The sequence below is a fragment of the Sediminispirochaeta bajacaliforniensis DSM 16054 genome, from assembly GCF_000378205.1.
GTDB lineage: Bacteria > Spirochaetota > Spirochaetia > DSM-16054 > Sediminispirochaetaceae > Sediminispirochaeta > Sediminispirochaeta bajacaliforniensis.
Map to the genome: position 1 here is coordinate 144,811 of NZ_KB899416.1, position 24,681 is coordinate 169,491.

The following is a 24,681-nucleotide window of genomic DNA, read 5'->3' on the forward strand; positions in this document are numbered from 1 at the left end:
TAAAGTTAGTATAACGTTAAGCTAAAACGTTATACTAATGGGATAGAGGCTTTATGAAGGTAACCATAAAGGATATTGCCAGAATGTGCGGCGTATCGGTAACAACAGTGTCCCGTGTGCTGAACAACAAAACAGAATCAATCGGTAAAGACACGGTTGTGCGGATACGAAAGAAGATTGAGGAACTGGGGTATCGGCCCAATTCCGTGGCGCGCAGCATGATCACCGGCCGGTCTCATACCGTGGGACTGGTTGTCCCCGATGTTCGCAACCCCTTTTTTTCGGAATTGGCCCGTGGTGTGGAAGATTTCATGAATGAGCGGGAGTATGGTGTCTTTCTGTGCAATACCGACAGCTCTCTTGATAAGGAGCGGCAGTACATCGATTTGCTGAAGGGCAAATTCACCGACGGCATCATCTTCACGACCCAAAATAAGAATGAACTGGGTCAGTACTTCGGTAACTTCATCATGCACGATTTTCCCGTCGTCCTGATCGAACGTTATATCGACGGCATGGACGCTGTTCCGGGGATCTACGTCGACAACCGGGGCGGGGCCGAAAAGTTGTGTGATTTTATCATTGGAAAGGGCCACCGTGGCATTGCCTGCATTGCCGGCCCCTTCCTGACAACCAATGCACGCTTGCGTCTGGAGGGGTATAAGGATTCACTTCGCAAACATGGGATCGCTGTCGACGACCGTCTCATCATCGAGAGCAACTACCGCTATAGCGGCGGCTATCGGGCCATGAGGGAGCTGCTCGAACAACAAAAGGGGCGCTTCACTGCGGTTTTCGCCTGCAACGATATGATGGCCTACGGCGCTTACAAGGCGCTGGAGGAGGAGGGGCTTCCTGTTCCCGAGGCGATGTCGCTGGCAGGCTTCGACAACATCAAATTTCCGGAGGTTCTACGTCCCCGTATTACCAGTGTGGATCTACCTGCTTACGAGATGGGAGGAAAGGCTGCGGAGATGCTTTGTGCGATCATGAAAAAGCAGAAGCTCAGCGAGCTTCGCTATGAGTACGATCTCGAGGTGATCGATAAGGGCAGTGTCGCCGAACCGCTGTAATTTTTTTCGCTTATTAGGAAAACGTTATACTATAACGTTTCACTATGAAAACCTCTGTCAGGAGTCAAAACTTATGCTGGGAGTCAGAAAAAAGCAGGCCTCGAAAAAGGCCGGACATCGGGAGTTGGGAGTGTTTTTCGCTCTTCTCCTACTCATTCTCTTTTTTTCCATTACATCTCCGTTTTTTTTCAAATTGAATAACCTGATCAACATTGTTCGCCAGATTTCTCTTCTCGGGATCATTGCCATGGGGATGACGATGGTAATTGTTTCCGGTGAGATCGATCTCTCCGTCGGAGCCATCTACGGTGCCGCAGCGATTGTCAGCGGCATGGTACTTACCCACGGCGGCACTGTTTTTCTTGCCGTTGTCGCGGCATTGGCCACCGGCATCTTTTTCGGTGCACTCAACGGGGTCCTGACGACCTACGGGAGAATTCCCGCTCTGATTGTCACCCTGGGGATGATGAATATCGCCCGGGGTGCTGCCTTGGTACTATGTAACGCCCGGGTTATTTCCCTTTCAAAGCGAACGGTGGAAAGTTCCGGACTCGGGGCCTTTCTTTTCCTCGGTCAGGGTAAGGTTTTTCACATCCCGGTGGTGAGTATCATCTTTATCGCCGTGGTCATCATTGCCAATTTTCTCTACTCGAAGACCCTTCTCGGATTTCGCTTACGGGCCGTAGGAGGAAATAAATTGGCTGCCAAGGCTGCCGGTCTCAACCAAAATCTGATAAAAATAGCGGCTTTCGGCATCACCGGCCTGCTCTGCGCCTTGGCCGGCATCCTCAACCTCTCTTTTCTTGCCAATGTCCAGGGAACAACAGGGACCGGCCTTGAGATGGATGTCATATCGGCGGTTATTATCGGCGGCACTTCGTTGTCGGGGGGGGAAGGGACCATTATCGGCACCCTCATCGGTGTGCTTATCATGGGGGTCCTGAAAAACGGTATCATTTTGCTCGGCGTCTCCCCCTTCTTTCAGATGCTCATTATCGGCATTGTCATCATTGTCGCCGTCGGTATCGATATGTGGTCGAGGAAAGCACAATGAAGCCGATGGTCGCCTTTGAACATATCTCAAAGAGCTTTCCCGGCGTCAAGGCCCTTTCGGATATCTCTTTTTCCATAGAACGCGGTGAAGTACACGCAATCGTCGGGGAGAACGGCGCAGGAAAATCCACCTTGATGAACCTGCTCGGCGGGCTCTTTTCTCCCACCGAAGGAGCGATCTTTTTCGAGGGAGCCGAGGTCGCCATTCCGAACGAACAGGCCTCTCTCGGTATGGGAATCGGTATTGTCTATCAGGAATTACGTCTTTGTCCCAATCTCACCATTGCCGAAAACCTTTTTCTCGGCCGGGAGCTTCACGACGGCCATAGGCTGGACTGGCGGTGCATGAAAGAGCGTTCGAAAAAGGTGCTCTGCGACTTGGGCATGGATCTTTCTCCCGACGCTCTTGTCAGGAGCCTTTCCATTGCCGAACAGCAGATTGTTGAAATCGCAAAATCCCTTACCAGGGATATCAAGGTCCTGGTCCTTGATGAACCCACTTCGGCCCTGACGATTCGGGAATCAGAGAATCTTTTTGCCAATATCAGGAAGCTGAAGGACGAAGGTGTCACGATCATCTACATTTCTCACCGCCTTGAGGAAATCATGGAGCTGAGCGATCACATCACTGTTCTTCGGGATGGTGAGTATAAGGGGACCTTCGAGACCGGTTCCGTTCAGATTGATGATTTGGTGAGGTTGATCGCAGGGAAAAAGCTGATAGAGGTCCTGGAACGGGGGGATCAAACCTCTGAGAAGAACGGTGTCTCCTCCGAAGTTATTCTGTCCCTTCGAAATTTGGAAAGTGCCGACGGAAAGGTGCGGAATGTGAGTTTCGACCTCCACAAGGGTGAGGTCCTCGGTATTTACGGCGTGCAGGGGGCAGGGAGGACCGAACTGCTCGAAACCATATTCGGTATCAGGAAGAAGGGTGCAGGTGAGATGCTCTTTGGTTCCGAAACCCTTGAAAACAGAAGTCCTGCCCAGGCGATTAAAAACGGCTTTGCCATGGTTCCCGAAGACCGGCGTCAGGTCGGCATCTTTCCCAACATGAATATCCTGGAGAATATCAATATCTCGAACAAAAACGATGTTTCCTCTCTCGGCGGTTTGCTGCATAAGCGGCGTATGGTAAAGATCTCCGACCACTACCGGGAAGAGGTGGGAATCAAGGCAAAGGATATCTACCAGAACATCACGCACTTAAGCGGAGGTAACCAGCAAAAGGTCGTCATCAGCAGATGGCTTGCAACAAATCCCAGGGTTCTTCTTGTCGACGAATTGACCCGCGGTGTGGATGTCGGTGCAAAGGCCGAGATTTTTTCGGTCCTGAGAATGCTCAGATCGAGAGGACTCGGCATCATCATGGTTTCCTCGGAGCTGCAGGAGGTTATCGCGGAGTCCGACCGCGTTCTCGTGATGAAGAACGGTGCAGTGGTTAAAGAGCTTAGCGGTGAGGCCATCGATAAAGATAACATCATTCGATATGCCCTGGTCGGGTAGACCGGGAAGGAGGTGTTGGAAAAAAAGGCAATGGACGGATCAGCAAAAATCGAGAGCAATTTTATTTTTTGGAGGACAAAGATGCGTAAAAAAACATTGTTTCTGGTATTGATGCTCTGCTTCGGTATTCTGATTGCAGGTGCGAACGGCACGCAGGAGGCCGGTTCAGCCTCAGACAGCGACGCCATCAATATTACCGTTGTCTATCACGACACGGGGATCGAATTCGGCCAGGTCATCAAAAGCGGTGCCATGGCTGCTGCCAAGGAGTTTGGCGCCAACGTGAACTGGGTCGGTCCCATCGGGATCAACGTGGACGAACAGGTCAACTTCATAGAAAATGCCATTACTGCAGGTGTCGACGGTCTTGCCATATCGAATGTAAACGCCGAAGCCCTTAACCCCATGATCGATAAAGCCATGGATGCCGGAATCCCCGTAGTTACCTTCAACAGTGAGGCTCCGGGATCAAAGCGCCTTGCCTTCTACGGCCAGGACCTGAAGCAATCGGGGTATGTTCAGGGACAAATTCTTGCCGAGTACATGAAGGGGAAGGGCAAGGTGATTATCACCAGCGGTGATGCTTCCGCTTCCTGGTCACAGGACAGAGAGGCTGGTGTTCGCAAGGCCCTTGCCGAATATCCCGATATCGAGATCGTTCAGGTGGTCAGCACGGGCTGGGAAGAGCAGCAGATGTATGCCGCAATCGAGAATGCCCTGCTTGCAAACCCCGATCTTGGAGGGCTTGCCACCCTTGGAGCTCCCACTACCATGGCCGGAGGTCGGGCCCTGCTGCGCAGCGGACGCTTCGACAAGGTCATGCATGTGGGCCACGACTTTATGCCCGAGACCCTGGACAATATCAAGGCCGGTGCAACCAAGGCAACCCTGAGCCAGAATCCCTACATGCAGGGATACCTGCCGGTAAAGAATCTTTATCTCTATATTACCACAGGAGTGAAGCTGAAGAGTGAAGATACGGGAATCGTTCGCTGCGATGCAAGCAATGTCGATACCTATCTGCAGAAACTTGAGGACGGAGAGCCGATCGGCTGACATTCCGAAACGGGGTGTTCCGGCCGCCCGCCGGGCATCCCCTACATCATATGAGCAGGAGAAAACAGTGGAACGGAAACCCAGAATACAGGTAATTGGCAGCTATGCTGTGGGGATGACCATGGGAACGGACCGGTTTCCCAAAGAGGGCGAAACCGTACCCGGCTACGGCTTTTGTCAGCTGCACGGAGGGAAAGGTTCAAACCAGGCCGTCGGCGCGGCAAGGGGTGGGGGGGAAGTCCATTTTACTTCCTGCATCGGCCGTGATCGAATGGGAGACGATGCGATATCGATGCTCCGTAAAGAAGGAATCGGAACCGAAACGGTGTTCAGAAACTCCGAGGCCTCTACAGGAGTAGGCTTTGTCATGGTCGGTTCCAGCGGGGAGAATGAAATTCTTATCGATTTGGGAGCAAACGAAAAACTGGGCCGAAACCATATCGATACGATTTTTACTTCTTCTCCACTTCCCGAGATCATCCTGGTACAGCTTGAGGCAAACCTCGATGCTGTTCACTATGCCATCAGACGAGCAGACGAAAAAGGCATTCCCGTGGTCCTGAATCCGGCACCCTTTCGTGCCGTTCCCGATGGAATGGTTGCTGCGGCAAGCTACATCACCCCGAACCAAACCGAGGCACAGTCCTTGCTGGGCAGAACAGGCGATCCTGAAACCCTTTGCCGAGAGTTGTCGGCAAAGTATGGCAATATCGTGGTATTAACGGCAGGGAAACACGGGGCCTTTATTGTGGAAGATGGAAAGCCGGTGCATATTCCCGTCCCTGCCGTGGCGGTGAAGGATACCACGGGAGCGGGAGACTGCTTTAATGCGGCCCTTACCGTCGCCTTGGCAGAAGGGAAAGAACTTCGCGATGCCGTCACCTTTGCCAATGCGGCAGCAAGCCTTTCGGTTCAGGTTCCGGGGGTTATCGAATCCTTGCCCTTCAGGGCTGCGGTCGAAGATTTCTTAAAAAAACAACGATAGAAATACGTTGACCATTTTTATACGACACGAGGTAGAACATGAAAAAGAGCAGAATATTGAGCAAACCCCTGAACGATGCGATTGCAGCCATGGGCCACGGCGATTTCATCATTATCTCCGATGCCGGCTTCCCCATTCCCGAAGGGAAACGGGTCGATCTTGCCATAGAAGCAGATAAGCCCAGTATCATGGAAATTCTGGATCTGATGGTTTCCGACTTCATCTACGAACGAGTGATTGTTGCCGAGGAGCAGAAAGAAAACAACCCTAATCTCTACAACGCCATTGAAAAGCTCTGTGACCGTTGCAACGTTGAGACCATTCCCCATGCCCAGCTGATTGAGCAGTATCCTGAAAAGGCCAAGTTTATTGTCAGAACGGGGGCTTTCGAACCCTGGGGAAATGTCATTCTCTGTTCCGGGGTCGATGCTCCTGTATGGTTCAAGAAACCAGGAACGAAGGTTCCCGGCTATTACGAGGAGCGGGCTTCCTACGAAGAAAAATAGAGGAGGGCGTGATGAATAAGAAAGAACTTGCCGGAAAAATCCAGTTCACCGACGTTAATCCCGATCGTACACGGGAAGGAATTGTTCGACACCTCGAGGCTTGTATGGAACTTGGGGTCCAGGCGGCCATGATCTCTCCCTGCTGGGTACCCCTTGCAAAAGAGATGTTGCAGGGAACCGGCATTAAAATCGCCACCACCGTTAATTTCCCCCAGGCAACCGATACGCCGGAGATGAAGGCTGCGGTCATTCCTCTTCTTGCAAGGATGGGAGCTGATGAGTTCGACTTTCCCCCTAATCCGGCATTTTTATTGTCCGGGATGCAGGATGCATATGCCGAAGAGATTGCTCTGGTTGTCCGTGTTGCCCATGACCATGGCTTAGTCGTGAAGGCGATGCTGGAATTCGGTTATCTCAAGGATCGCGGAATGAAGATCGATGCGGTGCGTCTTTCCTCCCAGGCCGGCGTGGACTGGGCAAAGAATTCCAGCGGATGGGGCAAGGGCGGCTCCCCTGCAACGGTGGAGGATATAGCTTTACTGAAAGAGTATGTAATCCCACCTTGCCGGGTGAAGGCTTCGGGAAAGGTGAATTCCATGGCAAAGGCCCTTGCCATTCTCGAATCTGGTGCTGAGCTTATCGGTACCAGTTCGGCGCGGGAGATTCTTCTCGGTGGTGAAGGTTCGAAAGACAATTATTGAAAGGAAAGAAAGATGGATTATCGAAAAAGGGTTCTTCAGGCCCTGAACCATGAAGTAAGCGACCGGACACCGGTTGATTTTCTTGCTACCCCGGAAATTTGGGAAAAGCTTATCCGTCATTTCGACATTGCGCAGGCCGATACGCTTCAAGGATTTTTCGATCCCGCCTGGGAAGAGGTCCTTCGTAAGCTGGATGTCGATTGCCGTGTCGTCTCCTACGATCAATTCTGCAAACCTCCCGAATCCCTTTTCGAGGCAGATGAACGGGAAGAGTGGTGGGACGTGATGGGGAGATCGACCCCTGCCAGGATGTGGCGGCGGGTGAAGGATGGCGAGTATGCCCGTTGTATCTTCGGTCGGCTTTTTAAACGGGTGAAAAACGAAACCGGTGTCTACGAGTCGAATGTGGATGTCCTTGCCGATGCGAGCTGCGTGGATGACCTGAAACAGCACTGCTGGCCGGATCCCGATTGGTGGGATTTTTCCGCCCTCCCTTCGGTCATCAAGGAGATCAACGGCGAAAATCGTTATCACATACGATATCGGATTGGGACCGTCTTCGAGCTTGCCTGGCAGCTGCGGGGGCTTGATACCTTTTTCATGGACCTTGCTCTTAATCCCGATATGGTGGAATACATGCTCGACCGCATTACGGATATCCTCTGTGAGGTAACCGAGCGGGCCCTGAGCGCCGGTAAAGATCTCATCGACATGGTCTATTTCTACGATGACGTTGCTTCGAACAGCAACCTTCTCATTTCGAAGGATATGTGGAACCAGTTTATACGACCGAGGCATGAAAAGATCATTGCCGTGGCAAAGCGTTACGATACGTCGATTATGTACCATTCCGACGGTGCCCTGCGGACGCTTCTTCCCGAATTGATCGACATGGGTATCGATGTACTGAACCCTATCCAGCCAGATGCTGCAGGAATGGCGCTTCGCGGTTTGAAGGATGACTTCGGCGACCGACTTTGTTTTCACGGCGGAATAGATATCAAGGAAACCCTGCCCAAGGGAAGCGTCGATGATGTCAGGGCGGAGGTTGCCGACAGAATTGGCATCCTTGGAGAAAGCGGCGGCTATATCATGGCCAGCTCCCACCACATCCAGTCTGACACTCCCTTAGAGAACGTCCTTGCCATGTACGATTTTGAAGAAAAGTAGCAAGCCGGAAGAATCAAAAAAGGGGCCGACTGAGAAGTAGTTGGCCCCTTTTTTTACGCGCTTGGTTTCTACAAGCCGAGTTTCTTATCAACCTCGGAAGCAGTTGGGATCGACTCCATCGCTCCTGGACGGGATACGGTGATGGAAGAGGCCACCGTTGCCCGTTCCATTGCAGCCTTGGGCGAGGCCCCTGCTATTCTGGAAGCAAGGTAATAGCCGAGAAAGGTGTCTCCTGCCGCAGTGGTATCTACCACGGGCGCGTCGACGATCGGTACATATTCGCGTGCTTTTTCCCGTCCATAATAGGCACCCTGTTTGCCTGCCGTCATGATGATGTCGATGTCCGGGTAGCGTGAGGTCAAACGGTCGAGAACCTCTTCGGGCGTTCCTTCGCTTTTGGCCAGTTCCATTCCCTCGGTTTCGTTTACCACCAGGGTATCCAGAAGCTCAAGAGGCCAGGAGAGGACCTCTTCCGAGAAGGGTGCCGGATTGAGGTAAATTTTCATGCCCTTTTTTGCCGCTGCCTTCATGATCTCCGGAACATTGTTGATTTCGTTCTGAAGAACAAGCACATCTCCCGTTCCGAAGCTTTCCATGGTTCCTTCAATCTCCCCCACCTCGATACGCCGGTTCCCACCGCCGAAGAGAACGATGGAGTTTTCCCCGCTCTCCGCAACCTGGATGATGGCGTGTCCCGTGGGACCATCCCATACTCGTACCAAGTCGGTATGTACACCGGCTTCCTTCAGAATATCAAGAAGCCATTGTGCATCGCCTCCTACCTTTCCTGCATGCCATACCTCCACTCCCGTCTTGGCGATGGCTACGGACTGGTTTGCCCCTTTACCACCTGCAAAAAGCTTGAGGTCTCCGCTTGCAAGGGTTTCACCCGGTCGTACGATGTGGGGCACCCGATAGACGTGATCGATGTTCAGTGAGCCGTAGTTCAGAATCTTCATATGGCACTCCTTTTCCCTCTATGCTTAGTTACGAACGCTGTGCAGAGGAGCCGGAATCCTTCCGCCCCTGCTGATGAAGTCGGCTGCGGAAAAGGCATTGACCGGCATCACCGGTGCCGTTCCCAAAAGACCTCCGTATGTTACCGAATCACCGACACCCTTTCCGGGAGCGGGAATGATACGTACCGCCGTGGTTTTGTTGTTTACGACCCCGAGGGCCATCTCGTCGGCGATAATTGCCGATATGGTCGAAGCGCTGGTATCTCCCGGCACGGCGATCATATCGAGGCCCACCGAACAAACACAGGTCATCGCTTCCATCTTCTCAAGACTTAGCGCGCCGGCCTCCACCGCTCTGATCATACCTGCATCCTCGCTCACGGGAATGAAGGCGCCGCTGAGCCCCCCCACATGGGAGCTCGCCATGATCCCCCCTTTCTTTACGGCATCGTTTAAAAGGGCGAGGGCGGCGGTGGTTCCCGGGGCACCTGCGGACTGGAGCCCCATCTCTTCCAGGATTTCCGCCACACTGTCTCCCACGGCTGGGGTGGGTGCGAGAGAAAGATCGATGATGCCGAATGGGACATTGAGCCTTCTGGAGGCCTCTCTCGCCACCAGCTGCCCTGCCCGTGCGATCTTAAAGGCCGTCCTTTTGACCGTCTCGGCGACCACGTCGAACCGTTCCCCTCGGACCTTTTCCAGTGCGGCCTTTACCGTACCCGGTCCGCTGATTCCGACATTGATGGTACACTCCGGCTCTCCTATCCCGTGCATCGCCCCGGCCATAAAGGGGTTGTCCTCCGGGACGTTCGCAAAGACCACCAGCTTCGCACATGCGATGCCGTCTCTATCCGCAGTTCTTTCGGCGGCAGCCTTCACCACCTCACCCATTCGTGCCACTGCATCCATGTTGATTCCGGCCTTTGTTGTAGCAACGTTGATCGATGAACAGACCCTGTCGGTAAGGGTGAGGGCCTCGGGAATCGAATCGATCAGGCGGAGATCGGAAGCCGAAAAGCCCTTGTGGACAAGGGCCGAAAAGCCGCCGACGAAATCGACTCCCACCGCCTTTGCCGCCTTATCCAATGTCTGGGCGAAACCCACATAGTTGTCGCATTCTGAGGCCGCGGCCACAATGGAAATGGGGGTGACGGCTATCCGCTTATTGATGATGGGAATACCATATTCCGATTCGATTTCCCTGCCGACCTCGACAAGATTACCGGCAAGGCGGGTGATCTTGTCGTAGATCTTCTTTTGAGCGGCCTTCGCATCGGGATCCGCACAGTCCTGAAGGGAAATCCCCATGGTAATGGTCCGAATGTCGAGTTTGTCCACGGTGATCATCCGGATGGTGTCCATGATCTCAAGTGTATCGAGCATCGCCTATACCCTGTGCATGGTTCTGAAGATCTCTTCATGCTGGATTCGAATCGAAACACCCAGCCGCTTGCCGATCTCTTCCAGAGCTGTCTTGAGCTTTTCGAGAGAGAGCTCCATCTCGGAAAGTTCCACCAACATCATCATGGTGAAATAATTTTGCAGAATTGTCTGGGTGATGTCCAGGATATTCACCTTGCGCTGGGCCAGCTCCCCGCTCACACTGGCAATGATGCCTACTTTATCTTCTCCAACTACCGTTATAATCGCTTTCATGCGGCTATTATACACGCTTACTTCCTGCTCTGGAAGCCTGGCGTTTCTTTTTCGGATACGTTTGACAAAACCTATAGTTGCTCTATACAATCAACACTATCTGTTAAACGTTTATCAGGCGTTTACACATTAAGGAGGAGACGATGAAAAGAGGAGTAGTACTGGCTATATTGTTTTTCCTGCTGGCTGCGGGAGTGCTGTTTGCCGCCGGTTCCCAGGAAGCGAGTGAGGAAGAAGCCCTGAAGGTTGCTTTGGCACTTCCCGGACCCATTAGCGACAATGGCTGGAGTGCGTCTGCCTATGAAGGCTTGATGATGATCGAGAAGAACTATGGCGCCGATGTCTCTTACACGGAAAATGTGAGCACCAGCGATATGGAAGATGTATTTCGCAGCTATTCGGAGCTTGGTTACAGTATCATCTTCGGCCACGGTTCCCAGTTTACCGATGCCATCCATGCTGTGGCAGGTGATTATCCTGATATCCAGTTTATCATTATCAATGGAAACAGCCCGAAGGCTCCCAACATTGCCTGTATTCAGGTTGCGGATGATCAGCAGGGCTTCATGATGGGGGCCGTAGCAGCTTTGCTGACGAAAACCGGGACCATTGGGGTTATCGGTGGTGTTGAAATTCCCCCCATCAAAATGGCGGTGGACGGCTACATGCTCGGTGCAAAGTATGCGGATCCCAATGTCGAGGTCCTCAGTACCCTTACCGGAAGCTTCGACGATGTAGCCAAGGCAAAGGAAACCGCCCTTGCCATGATAGGAAACGGCGCCGATATTGTCGGTGCGATTGCAAACCAGGCCGGGCTCGGCTCCATCGAGGGGTGTAAAGAGCGCGGCGTCATGGCTGTCGGTTCAAATCAGGACCAGAATCCCGTTGCTCCCGATACCGTCGTTGTCAGTGTGGTCAAGAGCATTCCCGTTCTTTTTACTTTTGCCTTCGAAAAGATGTCCGAGGGTACCCTGGAGCCTAAAGTGTATCGTCTCGGTGTCAACGAGGGAGCGGTTTTTCTCTCTTCCTGGCATGGTTTTGAAGATAAAGTACCTGCCGAAGTGAAGGCGAAACTTGAAACGATTAAGAAAGAAGTCGGTAGTGGTACGGTAAAGACCCAGCCGTAGTTCGAAGAAAGGGGAGCGATGTATGGAAAAGATAACGCTTTTCGTCAATGGCCGGGTTCGGCGTTTAGAGGTTCCGAAAAATCGGACACTGCTTCGGGTTTTGAGGGAAGATCTTCATCTTACCGGAACCAAGGCCGGCTGTGAGACCGGAGATTGTGGTTCCTGCAAGGTCCTTGTTGACGGAGAGGCTGTAAATTCCTGTACGCTCCCCGCGTTTCGTGCGGATGGCAAGACAATTACAACCATAGAAGGGGTGGCCGCTTCCGACGGCACCCTTCATCCTGTACAACGTGCTTTTATCGAGGCAGGAGCCGTTCAGTGCGGCTTCTGCACTCCGGGCATGATTATCGCCACCATAGCCTTGCTGAACCGAAATCCCGATCCTTCGGAAGATGAGATCAGGAGCATGCTCGACGGACAGGTCTGCCGTTGTACCGGATATGTAAAGATTGTTGATGCCATCCGACAAGCTTCAGCTTTGCTGCGCTCTTCACATAAGGATGACATGGACACATGCGAAAAAGCACAATTGATCTGAGTAAGGCCGTTTCGCCTCTTTTGGCGATCTTTTTTGCTCTGCTTTTTGGAGGAGCTGCCATTTATCTCCTTGGCTTTAATCCTCTCGCGGCATATGCGAGCCTTGCGAAGGGCTCTGTTGGCAGTATCAAGGCCGTGACCGAAACTATCGTCAAGGCCGTTCCCCTTATATTTACCGGACTCGGTTTCGCCGTTGCCAAACGGTGCGGGATGATCAACATCGGCGCAGAGGGGCAACTCTACATGGGCGGCCTTTTTGCCACCGCCGTCGGGGTCTATTGGGATTTTCTGCCCCCTGGAATCCATCTGTTGGTTGCCCTTGCCGCCGGAGTTGTCGGAGGCGGGATTTGGGGAGCCCTTGCCGGTTGGTTTAAGGTCCGTTTCGGTGCGAGCGAAATCATCACCACCATCATGCTTAATTATATTGCAAGCCTTTTTATCAGCTTTCTGGTGACCGGCCCCATGAAGGAGCCCAAGGGAGAGTTTCCCCAGAGTTCCCAAATCGCCCTTACGGCGCAGCTTCCCCGGATCCTGCCGGGAACGCGATTACACCTCGGCTTTATTGTGGCCCTTCTTGCTCTCGCCTTTTTTTACTATTTTCTTTGGAAAACCGCCTCGGGCTACGAGATGCGGGTGGTGGGAATGAACCCGGAAGCGGCTCGCTATGCAGGCATGAACACTGCAAAAAGCAGTCTTCTTGCCATGTTTATGGCCGGGGGCTTCTCAGGCCTGGCCGGTGCCACGGAAATTCTCGGTGTCCAGTTCAGACTCTTTCAGAATTTCTCGCCCGGATACGGTTTTGACGGGATTGCCGTTGCCTTGTTGGGGCGAAACACTCCGATTGGTATTTTCCTTTCCGGTATTTTATTCGGTACGCTGCGGGCCGGGGCGAATATGATGCAGATGCTGGCCAAGGTTCCCGTTTCCGTTATTTCGATCATGCAGGCCTTTGTCATTCTTTTCGTGGTCGGACGGAGCTTTTTCGAGACACGGAAGAACAGGGTGAATATCCTTGAATCGGAGTCTGAATCCGATCTTGATGCAGAAGTGGGCGAGGGAGACAGGGTATGATGGATTGGATATTTGAATTCATAGCCGCCGATCTGCGTACCATGACGCCGATTCTTCTTGCGGCCCTCGGTATGGTCTTCAGCGAGCGGGCCGGTTCGGTCAATATCGGCGCCGAAGGCATCATGCTGATCGGAGCACTGGCAGGGGCCGCCGGTTCCTTTCTTTTCGGCAACATCTGGGCCGGAGCCTTTGTTGCCATGGCAAGCGGGGCCCTTATCGCGCTTCTGTTTGCTTACCTTACGGTCACCCTCTACGCCGACCAGATTGTCGTAGGAGCCGGCCTAAATGTCCTGGGACTCGGTCTGAGTACAAGCATTGCAAGGGTCCTTTTCGGGGTTAATACTACTCCGCCACAGCTGGATGCCTATAAGATTGTCCCCATTCCCCTGCTTGAGAAGATCCCTTTAGTTGGGCCCGCTCTTTTTCAACAAAAATTGTTGGTCTATCTTGCCGTAGCCTTGGTTCCTATCGTCCATTTTATTCTCTTTCGAACCAACATAGGCTTGAAAATACGGGCAGTGGGCGAGCATCCAAAGGCTTGCGATACCCTGGGGATCAATGTCTACCGAACCCGCTATGCAACGCTTATCATCAGCGGGGTTTTTCTCGGCCTTGCAGGATCCTATGTGAGTTTGGGACTTTTGAGTTTTTTCACCGAAAACATGATATCGGGGCGAGGTTTTATTGCTCTGGCTGCGGTTGTTTTCGGAAAATGGAAGCCGAAGGGCATTCTTTTTGCCGCCCTGCTCTTTGGGGCCGGGGATGCCCTTCAGTTTAGGCTGCAGGCCTCCGGGACGGAAATTCCCTATCAATTTTTGCTGATGGTGCCCTATGTTCTTACGATAGCGGCGCTGATTGGTCTGGTCGGTAAGGCCAAGGGACCTGCGGCCAGGGGCAAGCCCTATCTAAAATGAAACAGAGAGGTAGAGTATGAGTCCGGTTCTTGAGATGAACGGAATCGTCAAACGCTTTCCCGGGGTCCTTGCCAACGATCATGTCGACCTCCGAGTGGAAAAGGGTGAGGTACATGCCCTGCTCGGGGAAAACGGGGCGGGGAAGTCGACCCTGATGAATGTACTTTACGGCATGTATGAGGCCGACGAAGGAGATATTCGCTTTAAGGATCAGGAGGTGCATGTTAAGGGTCCCGGGGATGCCATCGCTCTCGGTATCGGTATGGTTCACCAACACTTCATGCTTGTTCCTGCCCTTACCGTGGTCGAAAATGTGATTCTCGGTATGAAGGATAACGGCAAGGTCCTTGATCTCAAAGCGGCCGCCGAGAAGATTACCGCCCTTGCAGAGCGCTACGCAATGAAAATCGAACCATTCGCCCTTGTCGGTGAAATGAGCGTGGGACAGCAGCAGCGTCTGGAGATTCTGAAGGCCCTCTATCGGGGTGCCGAATTACTGATTCTGGACGAGCCCACAGCGGTCCTTACCCCACAGGAGGTAAAAGGTCTGTTCAATATGATCAGGGCCTTTACCTCGGAAGGGCGTACCGTCATCTTCATCAGCCACAAGTTGAAAGAGGTCATGGCCATAAGCGATCGGGTTACGGTGCTGCGCTCTGGCAAGGTGGCCCATACCCTTCATACCTCGGATACCGATCCGAAAGAGTTGGCCCGTCTTATGGTCGGTAGAGAGATCGACCTTTCCTGTGAGAAATTTTCCTGTGCAGACAACAAAGAGGTGCTTCGTATGGAAGGGGTCTGCGCCGAGAACGAAAAGGGTATGGCCGTCTTAAAGGAGCTTAACCTTACGATACGCGAAGGGGAAATCCTTGGGGTTGCAGGGGTCGATGGAAATGGGCAGGACGAACTCGCCGAGGTGCTTACGGGACTGCGTCGGGTCACTTCCGGTACCATCACCATGAATGAAAAGGATATCACTAACGCCTCTTGCCGTCATATCCTCAATCAGGGCGTCAGCCACATCCCTGCCGACCGCCAGCTTCGGGGGATGATCGGCGACATGAACGTCGTCGAGAATTTGCTGCTCATGCGGTATCACGACCGCCCGTTTGCAAAGCCCTTTCATCTCGATTGGAAGCGTATAGAACGCCGTGCCGAGACCCTTGTCAAGGAGTTTCAGGTCAAGACACCCGGCATTAAGGTTCCGATGGCAACCCTCTCCGGGGGAAATCAGCAGAAGGTTGTTCTTGGCCGGGAGATCGAGCGGAATCCGAAGCTACTGGTTGCGATGCACCCTGTCCGGGGACTGGATATCGGCGCCACGGAATATATTCACAAGCGAATCATTGAGCAGCGTGATCGCGGTTGTGCCATTCTCCTCATATCGACGGAACTGGAAGAGATCCTTGAGCTCTCCGATCGCATTGTTGTTATGTATGAGGGGGAGATCATGGGGAGTGTGGACTGTTCCTGTGTCACCATTGAACAGCTTGGCTTGATGATGGCCGGACATCGCTGGGAAGAGGTTGCCGACGAAAAGTCCGAAGGATGATCCCGATACAGGCGGGACGCAGCTTGATTTTGCTTGTTAATCGTTTTACTGTTTCGTATTGTGAAGGAGGAACATCGTATGGCGAAGATTCTTGGTATTTGCGGGAGTCCCCGAAACGGGGCAACCGAATATGCGCTGAAAGAGGCCTTGAAGGCTGCCGAATCGGTCGACGGCATAGAGACCGAATTCTGGACCGTAAGGGGAAAGAAAATTCGCCCTTGTATCCACTGTGATACCTGCATAAAAAAGAAGACGATGTGCGTGATAGCCGATGATATGAAAGAGCTCGAAGACCCCTTCCTTGAGGCCGACGGCCTGCTTATCGCCTCTCCCGTCTATGACATGGGAATAACAAGTCAGTTGACCGCCCTTTTCAACCGTCTGCGGCCCATCTATCTTGTCCATCCCGGAAAATTGCGAGGCAAGCCTGGTGCGGCTCTTACCAGCGGCGGAACCCGTCATGGCGGTCAGGAGTTTACACTGCAGATTATTCATAACTTCTATCTGATGCATGAGATGTTTGCCTTTGGAGGACTGGGCGGTTGCTATAACGGTGGTACCATCTGGTCCAAAGACCGAAAGGCGGAAGGTGCTCAGGAAGATACCGTTGGTATGGATACTGTCCGCAGGGTGGGGCAGGGGCTTGCCGAGGCCGTTCTGATTACCAGCCACGGAAAAGCATGGTATGAGAAGAACTTCGCTCATTCCAAGGAAGAGGACGCCTCACCTTTACGGGACCACTAAACCTCGATATCGATTATCACTTTGGGACGAGGACTATTGGTGAAGGTAAGGCTGCCGCCATGCTGCTGGGCAAGAGCATTGACCATAGTTAATCCGAAGCTCCCCCCTCCCTGAATGACGGAGTCGGGAAAGCCGGGGCCGTTGTCCGTAACCTCAATCTTCAACCGATTCCCCCTCTGCTTCTGGATGCTGAGGGATATATCGACTATGCCGCTTTCGTCTCCGGCATATTTGAGGGAATTGGTCACCAGCTCGTTGATGATAATGCCGATGGCGATGGCCTCTTGCCTCTGGCAGGTGATTTCGTCGACGGTGGTGTGTAACTGAAGTTCCTTACCGGAAAGCCCTGTTTTGAGATTTTGTAACAGCCCACGGGCAAAAAAAGGAAGGTCGACCGATGAATAATCGTCGGCGGCTTGGTAGAGGTATTCGTAGATCTTACTCATGGTCAAAATAGAGCCCTGGGCATCGTGGAGAATTTCTTTTATTTGGGAATCATTGCTTTGGCTTTCGCGGATTGCAAGAAAGGATTGAACCATGTTCAGGTCGTTTTTTACCCGATGATGTACCTCACGAACCAACAGATTAATCTCGCTTGTCCGCTCATCTACGAGCCGGCTGAGTTCTTCTGTTTCGGCAAGAGTCTTTCCCGATAGGAATCTCAGGGCAAGAATGCTGAAGGCCAGTGCAATGATTCCGAGCGAAAAGATCACTGCGGCAAAAAGACGGGTCTGGCGTATGGATTCATGAAGCAGTTCATCTTCATCTCTTGCAATCAGCAGATACCAGTGATTAGTGATATGATAGAGTTCACCTCGCTGCTTTACTCCCTGAAGAGAAAAACGCAACTGACTTTTGTAATTGAGGGGCTTCGGCAGGGCTCCTGATATGATGGGTTTCACATCCGTAAAGCGGTAAGCCGTAAATCCGCTGTTGGCGATAGGGGTCAAACCCTTCTCCTCCGAAAAAAGAACGATTTTCAGCCCCTTGGTGGCAAGGCTTGCCGTCTGAAGTGTTTGGTTGAGTGCCTTCAACGAGACTGCCACCAGGTCGAATCCTGCAAGGCCGAAGGAGGGGTCTGTGATGGGAAGCATTATGAAAAATACGGGGCGGTCATCAATCACTCCTGCCTCGGAAAGGATGAGAGCTTTCTCCGGATCAAAGTTGGGCGGAGGAAATTCTTCCTTATTCAATCCTGCTCCGGTAATGGGAAGACCATCTGGTTGAAATCGATAGACTCCTGCAATTTCCGGGCTCGACAGGACTGCATCTTCTAATTTGGGGCGGGCAAATGTGATGTATGATTCAAGACTTCGTTTCCCTTCCCGGAGTGCAATCAGCTCCTCCCTGATCCTTGTTCTGCTTGGAATCTGGGCGGCGATTTGAGTGCTCTGGTAGAGAAAAGAGTCGACGGCGTTACGGATCAACTCGCTTCTTGTCTGAAATTCATGAAGGTCCCGTTCTATAAGTGCCGATCTGACGGGGCCGAAAAGTATTCCCATGAGAGCCGCCAGAAACAAAAAAAGAAGGAGAACTGTGAATCGCAGAATGGCAAGCTGGTTTTTTCTCGCTTGTTCCCACTTTGAATTCATATAGCCTAAGTGTAGGAAATCCCGATTTGGAAATCAATTTCTCTCATAATGGATATATTGATTTTCCCATGTTTTTCTTGATCAGTTGGACTATTCGCCCTATAATCGCCTTAGAGTGATTAGAGATATACACCGGATATTACTATTTTTGTTATTTTTATATTCCGGCTTCCTGCTTCATGGCTTGGATCTGCCACGGCAGATTCGTTTTGATCCATTGACGACAAGGGAGGGGCTGAGTAGCTCCTCCGTCTCCGGTATTCTTCAGGACAAGGATGGGATTATCTGGATCGCCACTCAGGCGGGTCTGAATCGATACGACGGATACTCTTTCACCTATTATGAAAATGATCCCTTCAATAGAAACTCTCTCTCTCATAATCTGATTCAAACGATCTATCTTGATGAGGCCGGCATCATCTGGCTCGGTACATACGGTGGCTTGAATCGTTTCGACCCCGAAAGCGGAGATTTCGATGCCTACATTCATGACGCCCGGCGTCCCGATTCTCTCAGCAATAATGTTGTCGTGGCCATCACGCGGGACAGAGCAGGAAACCTTTGGGTCGGTACGCTTGACGGCTTAAATCGACTCGACACGAAAACCGGAAGCTTTACCCGCTATTATCCCGACCCCGATGATCCCTCCTCCGTTCCGGATAAAGTGATCAGAACTCTCCTTGTCGACGATTTCGGCCAGTTGTGGATTGGCAGTTACGGAGGGCTTTCCCGCTACCTTCCCGAAACCGATGCCTTTGAACAGATTCCGATGGATACTGCAGGAGACGGCAATGGCCTGCCCTCTCCTTATGTTATGTCCTTGTGCAGGAATAAGGAGGACCCGTCGTCGATTTTTGTCGGGACCTGGGACGGGGGCATAAGTTCTTTGGATGTACTCAACGGCCGAATACATCATTATCCCATTCCTTCGGAGATGCTTTACCAGATAATGAACGACTCCAAGGGGCGTATTTGGGCCGCGACCTGGGGCGATGGGCTTATTGTCCTTAATCCGGAGAACGGAGAGACGATCCAATACCGCGACAAAGAATATTCGGTCGAGCAGAAGGGGCTGAGCCATAATGTTGTGTACTCTCTTTTCGAGGATGACTCCGGTATCATCTGGATAGGGACAAATGGGGGTGGGGTCAACAAGTACGTCGAATGGTCGAATCGGTATCGCTTTATTGTAAATGAGTCGGGGAATCCCAACTCGCTGAGTGAGGGAAAGGTAACCTCAATCCTGGAAGATGAAGACGGTAGTCTCTGGATCGGTGTGTATTCCGGCGGCCTCAACCACTATGATCCTCTTACCGGTATGGTTCGCCGTTATGGCTTCGACAAGGAAGATGCCCATAGTCTCAGCGACAATATTGTCAACGTGCTTTTTCGCGATAGGGCCGATCATCTTTGGATCGGTACCAACAACGGGCTAAACCACTATCTTCCCGATAGTGATAGGTTCGAACGTATATATGCCGATGGGAGTGATCGAACACCGCCGGAGAGCATCATCTATACCATGACCGAAGACCGTAAGGGAAATCTCTGGATCGGAACAAATTCTTCGGGGGCTGCTGTCAAAAAGGCCGGAGAAGAGCGTTTTGTCAACTATGCCTATGATGCTGCTGACCCCACAAGCCTGAGCGATAATCTGGTCAGAACGGTCTTTGAGGATAGCCATGGGATGCTCTGGATCGGTACCAACAACGGTCTGAACCGTTATCATGCCGATACAGGAACCTTTTCCCGCTACTATCATGATCCCGACCGACCTCAAACCTTGAGTAGCGACAATATAAGAGTGATCCTGGAAGATTCTTCCGGTACCCTTTGGATCGCAACTGCCGGAGGGGGATTGAATCGCTATAACCGCAAAGATGATTCCTTTTCCGCGGTTTCCCGAAAGGATGGCCTTCTTAGTAACCACATACTTGCCATGGTAGAAAGAAATCCCGGTGAGTTGTGGCTCAGCACGAATCGAGGCTTATGCATCTATAATGTGGAACAGGGGACCTTCCGCACAATAGATGCAGAAAACGGCCTTTTGACCAGCGAACTCACCACCGGCCTTACCCTTGGCCGGTCGGAGAACCTCTATGTCGGCGGGGTTCGCGGCGTTACCATCATCGATCGTGAAGATACCTCGGGGGATCCTTATATTCCTCCGCTGGTGGTAACGCACTTTGAGGTCCTCGGTGAAGAACGCAAGCTCCTGAAGTCCGGTGATAAAAGTTATAAGGAGCTTCTCCTTTCACCTTCCGACAAGCTTTTCTCGCTCCAGGTTGCCGCACTTGACTATTCCTCGCCGGAAAGAAATCAGTATGCATTTATGCTTGAAGGCTTTGATGATTCCCTCATCTACTCTGGTACCCGTAACTATGTCCGTTATACGAACATTGATCCCGGCCGTTATACCCTCAGGATCATCGGGGCTGGAAGCAGAGGAAACTGGAATGAAACTGGCTTGGCGATTCCCATACGGGTCCTTCCCCCCTGGTGGCTTAGTCCTCCGGCCTTTGCCGCCTACATGCTCGTTTCCCTTCTCTTCGTGCTTTTACTGGTTAACCATTACCGAATACGCCGTCAACGCCTTGAAGAACGTTATGCCGAGCAGGAGCGAATCAATCGAGAACTCGATCAGAAGGTAAAGGAGCGAACCGCCGAAATTGAGAAAGCCCGAAAGGTTGCGGAGGAAGCGACAAAGGCGAAGAGTCTCTTCCTTGCAAACATGAGCCACGAGATTCGTACCCCCCTGACGGGAATGCTTGGTATGTTTTCCCTGTTGGCAAAGACAAAGCTCAATCAGAACCAGCGCTCCTTCCTCGACTATTCACGCACTGCAGCAGAAAATCTGAATCAATTGGTGAATGATTTGTTGGATGTCGAGAGCATCGAATCAGGGACCCTGCCCCTGCATGAGACCCGTTTCGATCCTGAAAAAGCTCTTGCCTATGTCTACCATCTCTTTGAAGAGCGTGCAAAGAGCCAGGGGCTGGACTTCTTTCTGGATATTGAGGCCTTCGATCCCTCCTTAGAGGTACTTGGCGATCAAAACCGTTTTATACAGATCGTTACCAATCTTGTCTCCAACGCCCTGAAATATACCGAATCGGGTTCCATCTCGTTAAAGCTAACCGTTACCCCGGTAGAAGTTACTTCGGCAGAAGCGCAGAAAAGGCAGAGCTATACTGTGGTCGTATCCGATACCGGAATCGGAATCCCGAAAGATAAAACAGGTTCGATTTTTGAAAGCTTTACCCAGCTCGATACCGGATATGCAAAAAGTTCGAAAGGCGTGGGACTGGGCCTTGCCATCGTCAAACAGCTGGTCGATGCCATGGAGGGAACCATTTCAGTGGAGAGCAGCCCCGACGGCACATCATTTACGGTCGGTCTCTCGTTTCCCGTTGCTCCCCCCCAGGAGGAAGCGGAAATGGATAGGAAAACCGCATCGGATGATAACAGCGGTATCGGCAAAATCCTTGTCTGCGAAGACGAAGGCATCAACCGTTTCTATTTGGGAACGCTCCTTCGAAACAAAGGCTTTGCGGTCGATGTGGCGGCAAACGGGCGCGAGGCCGTTGAACTGGCTGAAAGCGATGATTATTCGCTTATTTTGATGGACCTCGGTATGCCCGAGATCGACGGCCTTGAAGCGACCAGGATGATACGCGCGCAAGGAATTACCGTCCCGATCATTGCCCTTACTGCGCATTCATACAGGGAGGATATCGATAAGTGCCGTGAAGCCGGTATGGACGATTTCCTCGCAAAGCCAATCCTTGAGCCGCTGCTGTTTGAAAAGATCAGGACCTGGGTCGGTGACAAGGCATAAGCTTCGGGTCTGATGCTTTTGGGCGCATTTCTGCCTGCGGCAGAAACCGGGCTTTGCGGGGCTCCGCTACTCGCTCCGGCCTCCTCGGGGCCCCTGGCCCCTGCGGGGTCTGCCTTCGGCACCCCTCCAATCCCTTGCGCGAAAGTCGAAGGCTCCCGACAGGGCTATATGAAGAGATACAATCCAAAAGCGGTTACCGTTTCACCTGTGATCGTAGTCAAAGCTATCCACAATAAACCTATAACGTCAATAAGCCATACCTATATGGTATAAACATTTCAGGTTGCAATATATAGTAATATGTGTTACAGTAATATAGGTTACTATATAAGGATCTGAAATGAAATTCTATGCAAGAGAACGTGAATTAGAGATACTCGAAACACAATACAAACAGGTTAAAGATACGTCAATAATGACAGTGATAACAGGGAGAAAAAGAATAGGGAAAACATCACTGTCAAAACTGTATTCAGAAGGTAAGAAGACGCTCTATTTGTTTGTTTCAAAGAAAGACGAAGTGCTTCTGTGTGAGGAGTTTATCCAGGCAATAAAAGAAAAGTTCAATGTTTCTATATACGGAGAAGTTCGCAGGTTTAAAGATGTGTTCAAAATAATAATGGATATAGGCCAAAAGGAGAAAATTGTTGTAATAATAGATGAGTTTCAGGAGTTTTTGCAAATAAACCAGTCAGTATATTCAGATGTACAGAATTTATGGGATCAAAACAAGGATAAAACAAATATACATCTCATATTTATAGGATCAATTTATTCATTAATGAATAAAATATTTAAGAATAGTAAAGAACCTTTATTTGGAAGGGCAGACAGAGTAATGCATCTAAAGCCATTTTCTCCCCATGTAATAAAAGAAATATTGGAAGATGAGAAAAGATATAGTAATGAGAATTTATTTATAAATTACCTGCTTACAGGAGGAGTTCCTCGCTATCAGGAAATATTAATAACAAATAAAAAATTTACAAAAGAAGAAATATTAGGATTTTATTTTGAAGTCGATTCACCATTTATAGAAGAAGGACGAACGATATTGATAGAAGAATTTGGAAAGGAATATGGAACATATTTTTCTATTTTAGAGCTTCTATCAGAAGGGAGGACTTCCCGAAGTGAAATTGAATCAATATTGGAAAAGGATATTGGAGGGTATTTAGAGAAATTAGTAACTGATTATAATTTAGTAGGAAAGATAAAGCCTATAGGAGCGAAACCGACAGGACGAATCCAAAAATATTTTATAAGTGATAATTTCTTAAAATTCTGGTTTAGATATGTATATAAATATAGAACGGCTATTGAGAATAAGAACTACGAATATATAAGAAATAAATTGAAAGAAACTTTGAAAAGCTATAGCGGACCTATACTGGAAAAGCTATATCAGGAAATATATCGAAATTCTGGGAAATATATGGAGATAGGGAATTACTGGGAAAAAGGGAATCAGAATGAAATAGATGTAGTCTGTATCGATGAAATAAATAAAAGGATGAAAATAGCAGAAGTAAAGTTGAATAAGGATAAGATTAAAATAATCGAGTTAAAAGAAAAAGCACAAAATTTAATTAAGAAATATAAAGAATATAATAAAGACTATATAGGGCTTAGCCTGGAAGATATAGGTGATGTATTGAAAAATGAAAGTTTATAACCAGCAATTGGAGCAGACGTGGCTACTGTACAATCGATTTATATGATAGAATGAACGGAAACTGATAGCTGAAAGAAATAATGAAACCAAGGTTGTACATCTTTTCAGGGTTGCCTGCGACAGGGAAATCAACCCTTGCAAAACTACTGGCACAAAAGATTTCCGGTGCGTATCTAAGAATAGATACGATCGAACAGGGGCTGCGTGATCTCTGCTCGTGTGATGTCCAGGGGGAAGGGTATCGTTTAGCCTATAGAATTGCTGCCGATAATCTGAAATCAGGCATTCATGTCATTGCCGATTCTTGTAATCCCTGGGTTTTAACCAGAAACGAATGGGAACATGCTGCGGTGGAGAACGGTGCCGATTTTATCAATATTGAAATTGTATGCAGTGATACAGTGGAACATCAAAAAAGGGCGGAGCGTCGAACCAACGAAATTGCCGGTTTGACCTTACCAAGATGGGAAGATATTCAGAAGCGAGTGTACCACCCATGGCATAAAGAGATCATACGCCTTGACACCGCCGGTAAGCGGATACAAGAGTCCTTTGATTTCTTAATGCGTATGATCAACTAAAGGTACAGATCAAAAACGGCTGTTGTTTTTCGTGTGATAGCATTGATGATAAAAACAAACCAGTAAACGAGTGACAAGCCTCTCTCATAACCGTTACGCCTCGGGATTACTTATGTCAACACCGGAATGAAATTGCAGTTTTTCACCGGAGTTAAATTGCAGAGTTCCGGCAAAAATCTTTAGAAGCCAACGGCTCCAATTTTCATTCTGTCTTTCATGCGATACGAATCACCCTTCAGGCTGACTACATGCGAATGATGTAGGAGCCGGTCTAAGGTAGCAGTGGCGACCGCATCATCAGCCATAATCTCACCCCACTTGCCAAAGGTCTTGTTTGAAGTGAGGATGATAGATCCACGTTCATACCGGGTGTTGATGAGCTGGAAAA

At 50.5% G+C, this 24,681-nt stretch carries 22 protein-coding genes; 17 read left to right on the plus strand and 5 right to left on the minus strand.

Annotation, left to right across the window (positions count from 1 at the left end):
* The first annotated feature begins 53 nt into the window (after window positions 1–53).
* From F459_RS0111960 to F459_RS0111995, 8 genes are all read left to right on the plus strand, one after another.
* The gene (locus F459_RS0111960) at window positions 54–1,073 is read left to right on the plus strand and encodes a LacI family DNA-binding transcriptional regulator (RefSeq protein ID WP_020612961.1); all 1,020 of its coding nucleotides are present in this window, start codon (window positions 54–56) and stop codon (window positions 1,071–1,073) included.
* 73 nt (window positions 1,074–1,146) lie between these two features.
* Window positions 1,147–2,127 (plus strand): ABC transporter permease, encoded by a 981-nt coding sequence (locus tag F459_RS0111965; RefSeq protein ID WP_020612962.1) that lies wholly within the window; start codon window positions 1,147–1,149, stop codon window positions 2,125–2,127.
* Window positions 2,124–3,629: a sugar ABC transporter ATP-binding protein gene (locus tag F459_RS0111970; RefSeq protein ID WP_020612963.1), complete on the plus strand. Its 1,506-nt coding sequence runs from the start codon at window positions 2,124–2,126 to the stop codon at window positions 3,627–3,629. The genes F459_RS0111965 and F459_RS0111970 overlap by 4 nt, the downstream gene beginning before the upstream one ends.
* Window positions 3,630–3,710: 81 nt before the next feature.
* A complete protein-coding gene (locus F459_RS0111975; RefSeq protein WP_154651678.1) occupies window positions 3,711–4,685 on the plus strand; it encodes a sugar ABC transporter substrate-binding protein in 975 nt (324 codons plus the stop codon).
* Window positions 4,686–4,752: 67 nt separating this feature from the next.
* Window positions 4,753–5,670, plus strand: coding sequence for a ribokinase (locus F459_RS0111980; protein ID WP_020612965.1), 918 nt, complete (start codon window positions 4,753–4,755; stop codon window positions 5,668–5,670).
* 38 nt (window positions 5,671–5,708) lie between these two features.
* Entirely contained in the window at window positions 5,709–6,176 is a 468-nt protein-coding gene (gene rbsD, locus F459_RS0111985; protein WP_026295013.1) for a D-ribose pyranase, read from the plus strand.
* Window positions 6,177–6,187: 11 nt separating this feature from the next.
* Window positions 6,188–6,877: a deoxyribose-phosphate aldolase gene (gene deoC / locus F459_RS0111990; RefSeq protein WP_020612967.1), complete on the plus strand. Its 690-nt coding sequence runs from the start codon at window positions 6,188–6,190 to the stop codon at window positions 6,875–6,877.
* A gap of 12 nt (window positions 6,878–6,889) precedes the next feature.
* The gene (locus tag F459_RS0111995) at window positions 6,890–8,047 is read left to right on the plus strand and encodes a uroporphyrinogen decarboxylase family protein (protein ID WP_020612968.1); all 1,158 of its coding nucleotides are present in this window, start codon (window positions 6,890–6,892) and stop codon (window positions 8,045–8,047) included.
* A 68-nt stretch (window positions 8,048–8,115) separates the two neighbouring features.
* On the opposite strand, the gene F459_RS0112000 is transcribed toward F459_RS0111995, so the two are convergent.
* Genes F459_RS0112000 through F459_RS0112010 form a run of 3 tightly spaced genes read right to left on the minus strand, consistent with a single transcriptional unit; the run spans window position 8,116 to window position 10,662 of the window.
* Entirely contained in the window at window positions 8,116–9,006 is an 891-nt protein-coding gene (locus F459_RS0112000; protein WP_020612969.1) for a ribokinase, read from the minus strand.
* Between the two features lie 24 nt (window positions 9,007–9,030).
* Window positions 9,031–10,389: a PFL family protein gene (locus tag F459_RS0112005; RefSeq protein WP_020612970.1), complete on the minus strand. Its 1,359-nt coding sequence runs from the start codon at window positions 10,387–10,389 to the stop codon at window positions 9,031–9,033.
* Window positions 10,390–10,392: 3 nt separating this feature from the next.
* Window positions 10,393–10,662, minus strand: coding sequence for an ACT domain-containing protein (locus F459_RS0112010; RefSeq protein WP_020612971.1), 270 nt, complete (start codon window positions 10,660–10,662; stop codon window positions 10,393–10,395).
* Between the two features lie 143 nt (window positions 10,663–10,805).
* On the opposite strand from F459_RS0112010, the gene F459_RS0112015 reads away from it, so the two are divergent.
* The 6 genes from F459_RS0112015 to F459_RS0112040 all read left to right on the plus strand — a co-directional run bounded on the left by F459_RS0112015 (window position 10,806) and on the right by F459_RS0112040 (window position 16,607).
* Window positions 10,806–11,789, plus strand: a complete 984-nt coding sequence (locus F459_RS0112015; protein ID WP_020612972.1) for a BMP family protein — start codon at window positions 10,806–10,808, stop codon at window positions 11,787–11,789.
* A gap of 22 nt (window positions 11,790–11,811) precedes the next feature.
* Window positions 11,812–12,327 (plus strand): (2Fe-2S)-binding protein, encoded by a 516-nt coding sequence (locus F459_RS0112020; RefSeq protein ID WP_020612973.1) that lies wholly within the window; start codon window positions 11,812–11,814, stop codon window positions 12,325–12,327.
* Window positions 12,303–13,397: an ABC transporter permease gene (locus F459_RS22260; protein WP_033301635.1), complete on the plus strand. Its 1,095-nt coding sequence runs from the start codon at window positions 12,303–12,305 to the stop codon at window positions 13,395–13,397. The genes F459_RS0112020 and F459_RS22260 overlap by 25 nt, the downstream gene beginning before the upstream one ends.
* Window positions 13,394–14,311 carry an ABC transporter permease gene (locus F459_RS0112030; RefSeq protein ID WP_020612975.1) on the plus strand — a complete coding sequence of 306 codons (918 nt, stop codon included), beginning with the start codon at window positions 13,394–13,396 and terminating at the stop codon, window positions 14,309–14,311. The genes F459_RS22260 and F459_RS0112030 overlap by 4 nt, the downstream gene beginning before the upstream one ends.
* Before the next feature lie 16 nt (window positions 14,312–14,327).
* Complete coding sequence (locus F459_RS0112035) at window positions 14,328–15,863, plus strand: ABC transporter ATP-binding protein (RefSeq protein ID WP_020612976.1); 1,536 nt, start codon at window positions 14,328–14,330, stop codon at window positions 15,861–15,863.
* Window positions 15,864–15,941: 78 nt separating this feature from the next.
* Complete coding sequence (locus F459_RS0112040) at window positions 15,942–16,607, plus strand: flavodoxin family protein (RefSeq protein WP_020612977.1); 666 nt, start codon at window positions 15,942–15,944, stop codon at window positions 16,605–16,607.
* Here the strand turns inward: F459_RS0112040 and F459_RS0112045 are convergent.
* A complete protein-coding gene (locus F459_RS0112045) occupies window positions 16,604–18,199 on the minus strand; it encodes a sensor histidine kinase (RefSeq protein ID WP_020612978.1) in 1,596 nt (531 codons plus the stop codon). The two genes, F459_RS0112040 and F459_RS0112045, sit on opposite strands and share 4 nt — an antisense overlap.
* Window positions 18,200–18,383: 184 nt before the next feature.
* Here F459_RS0112045 and F459_RS0112050 point away from each other — a divergent pair, with 184 nt between their 5' ends.
* The 3 genes from F459_RS0112050 to F459_RS0112060 all read left to right on the plus strand — a co-directional run bounded on the left by F459_RS0112050 (window position 18,384) and on the right by F459_RS0112060 (window position 24,293).
* Window positions 18,384–22,037: a hybrid sensor histidine kinase/response regulator gene (locus F459_RS0112050; RefSeq protein WP_245540163.1), complete on the plus strand. Its 3,654-nt coding sequence runs from the start codon at window positions 18,384–18,386 to the stop codon at window positions 22,035–22,037.
* Between the two features lie 340 nt (window positions 22,038–22,377).
* Complete coding sequence (locus F459_RS0112055) at window positions 22,378–23,712, plus strand: ATP-binding protein (RefSeq protein WP_020612980.1); 1,335 nt, start codon at window positions 22,378–22,380, stop codon at window positions 23,710–23,712.
* An 80-nt stretch (window positions 23,713–23,792) separates the two neighbouring features.
* Complete coding sequence (locus tag F459_RS0112060) at window positions 23,793–24,293, plus strand: AAA family ATPase (protein WP_020612981.1); 501 nt, start codon at window positions 23,793–23,795, stop codon at window positions 24,291–24,293.
* Window positions 24,294–24,472: 179 nt separating this feature from the next.
* Here F459_RS0112060 and F459_RS0112065 read toward each other — a convergent pair.
* Window positions 24,473–24,681: ATP-binding protein (locus tag F459_RS0112065; protein ID WP_020612169.1), on the minus strand; the 209-nt coding region annotated here is incomplete at its 5' end.

Coding starts and splice junctions, on each gene's coding strand:
- F459_RS0112035 (WP_020612976.1), top strand. CDS start 14,328: ATGAGTCCGGTTCTTGAGATGAACGGAATCGTCAAACGCTTTCCCGGG.
- F459_RS0111995 (WP_020612968.1), top strand. CDS start 6,890: ATGGATTATCGAAAAAGGGTTCTTCAGGCCCTGAACCATGAAGTAAGC.
- F459_RS0111965 (WP_020612962.1), top strand. CDS start 1,147: ATGCTGGGAGTCAGAAAAAAGCAGGCCTCGAAAAAGGCCGGACATCGG.
- F459_RS0112045 (WP_020612978.1), bottom strand. CDS start 18,199: ATGAATTCAAAGTGGGAACAAGCGAGAAAAAACCAGCTTGCCATTCTG.
- F459_RS0111970 (WP_020612963.1), top strand. CDS start 2,124: ATGAAGCCGATGGTCGCCTTTGAACATATCTCAAAGAGCTTTCCCGGC.
- deoC (WP_020612967.1), top strand. CDS start 6,188: ATGAATAAGAAAGAACTTGCCGGAAAAATCCAGTTCACCGACGTTAAT.
- F459_RS22260 (WP_033301635.1), top strand. CDS start 12,303: ATGCGAAAAAGCACAATTGATCTGAGTAAGGCCGTTTCGCCTCTTTTG.
- F459_RS0112020 (WP_020612973.1), top strand. CDS start 11,812: ATGGAAAAGATAACGCTTTTCGTCAATGGCCGGGTTCGGCGTTTAGAG.
- F459_RS0112015 (WP_020612972.1), top strand. CDS start 10,806: ATGAAAAGAGGAGTAGTACTGGCTATATTGTTTTTCCTGCTGGCTGCG.
- F459_RS0112040 (WP_020612977.1), top strand. CDS start 15,942: ATGGCGAAGATTCTTGGTATTTGCGGGAGTCCCCGAAACGGGGCAACC.
- F459_RS0112030 (WP_020612975.1), top strand. CDS start 13,394: ATGATGGATTGGATATTTGAATTCATAGCCGCCGATCTGCGTACCATG.
- F459_RS0112010 (WP_020612971.1), bottom strand. CDS start 10,662: ATGAAAGCGATTATAACGGTAGTTGGAGAAGATAAAGTAGGCATCATT.
- F459_RS0111975 (WP_154651678.1), top strand. CDS start 3,711: ATGCGTAAAAAAACATTGTTTCTGGTATTGATGCTCTGCTTCGGTATT.
- F459_RS0112055 (WP_020612980.1), top strand. CDS start 22,378: ATGAAATTCTATGCAAGAGAACGTGAATTAGAGATACTCGAAACACAA.
- rbsD (WP_026295013.1), top strand. CDS start 5,709: ATGAAAAAGAGCAGAATATTGAGCAAACCCCTGAACGATGCGATTGCA.
- F459_RS0112060 (WP_020612981.1), top strand. CDS start 23,793: ATGAAACCAAGGTTGTACATCTTTTCAGGGTTGCCTGCGACAGGGAAA.
- F459_RS0111960 (WP_020612961.1), top strand. CDS start 54: ATGAAGGTAACCATAAAGGATATTGCCAGAATGTGCGGCGTATCGGTA.
- F459_RS0112000 (WP_020612969.1), bottom strand. CDS start 9,006: ATGAAGATTCTGAACTACGGCTCACTGAACATCGATCACGTCTATCGG.
- F459_RS0112005 (WP_020612970.1), bottom strand. CDS start 10,389: ATGCTCGATACACTTGAGATCATGGACACCATCCGGATGATCACCGTG.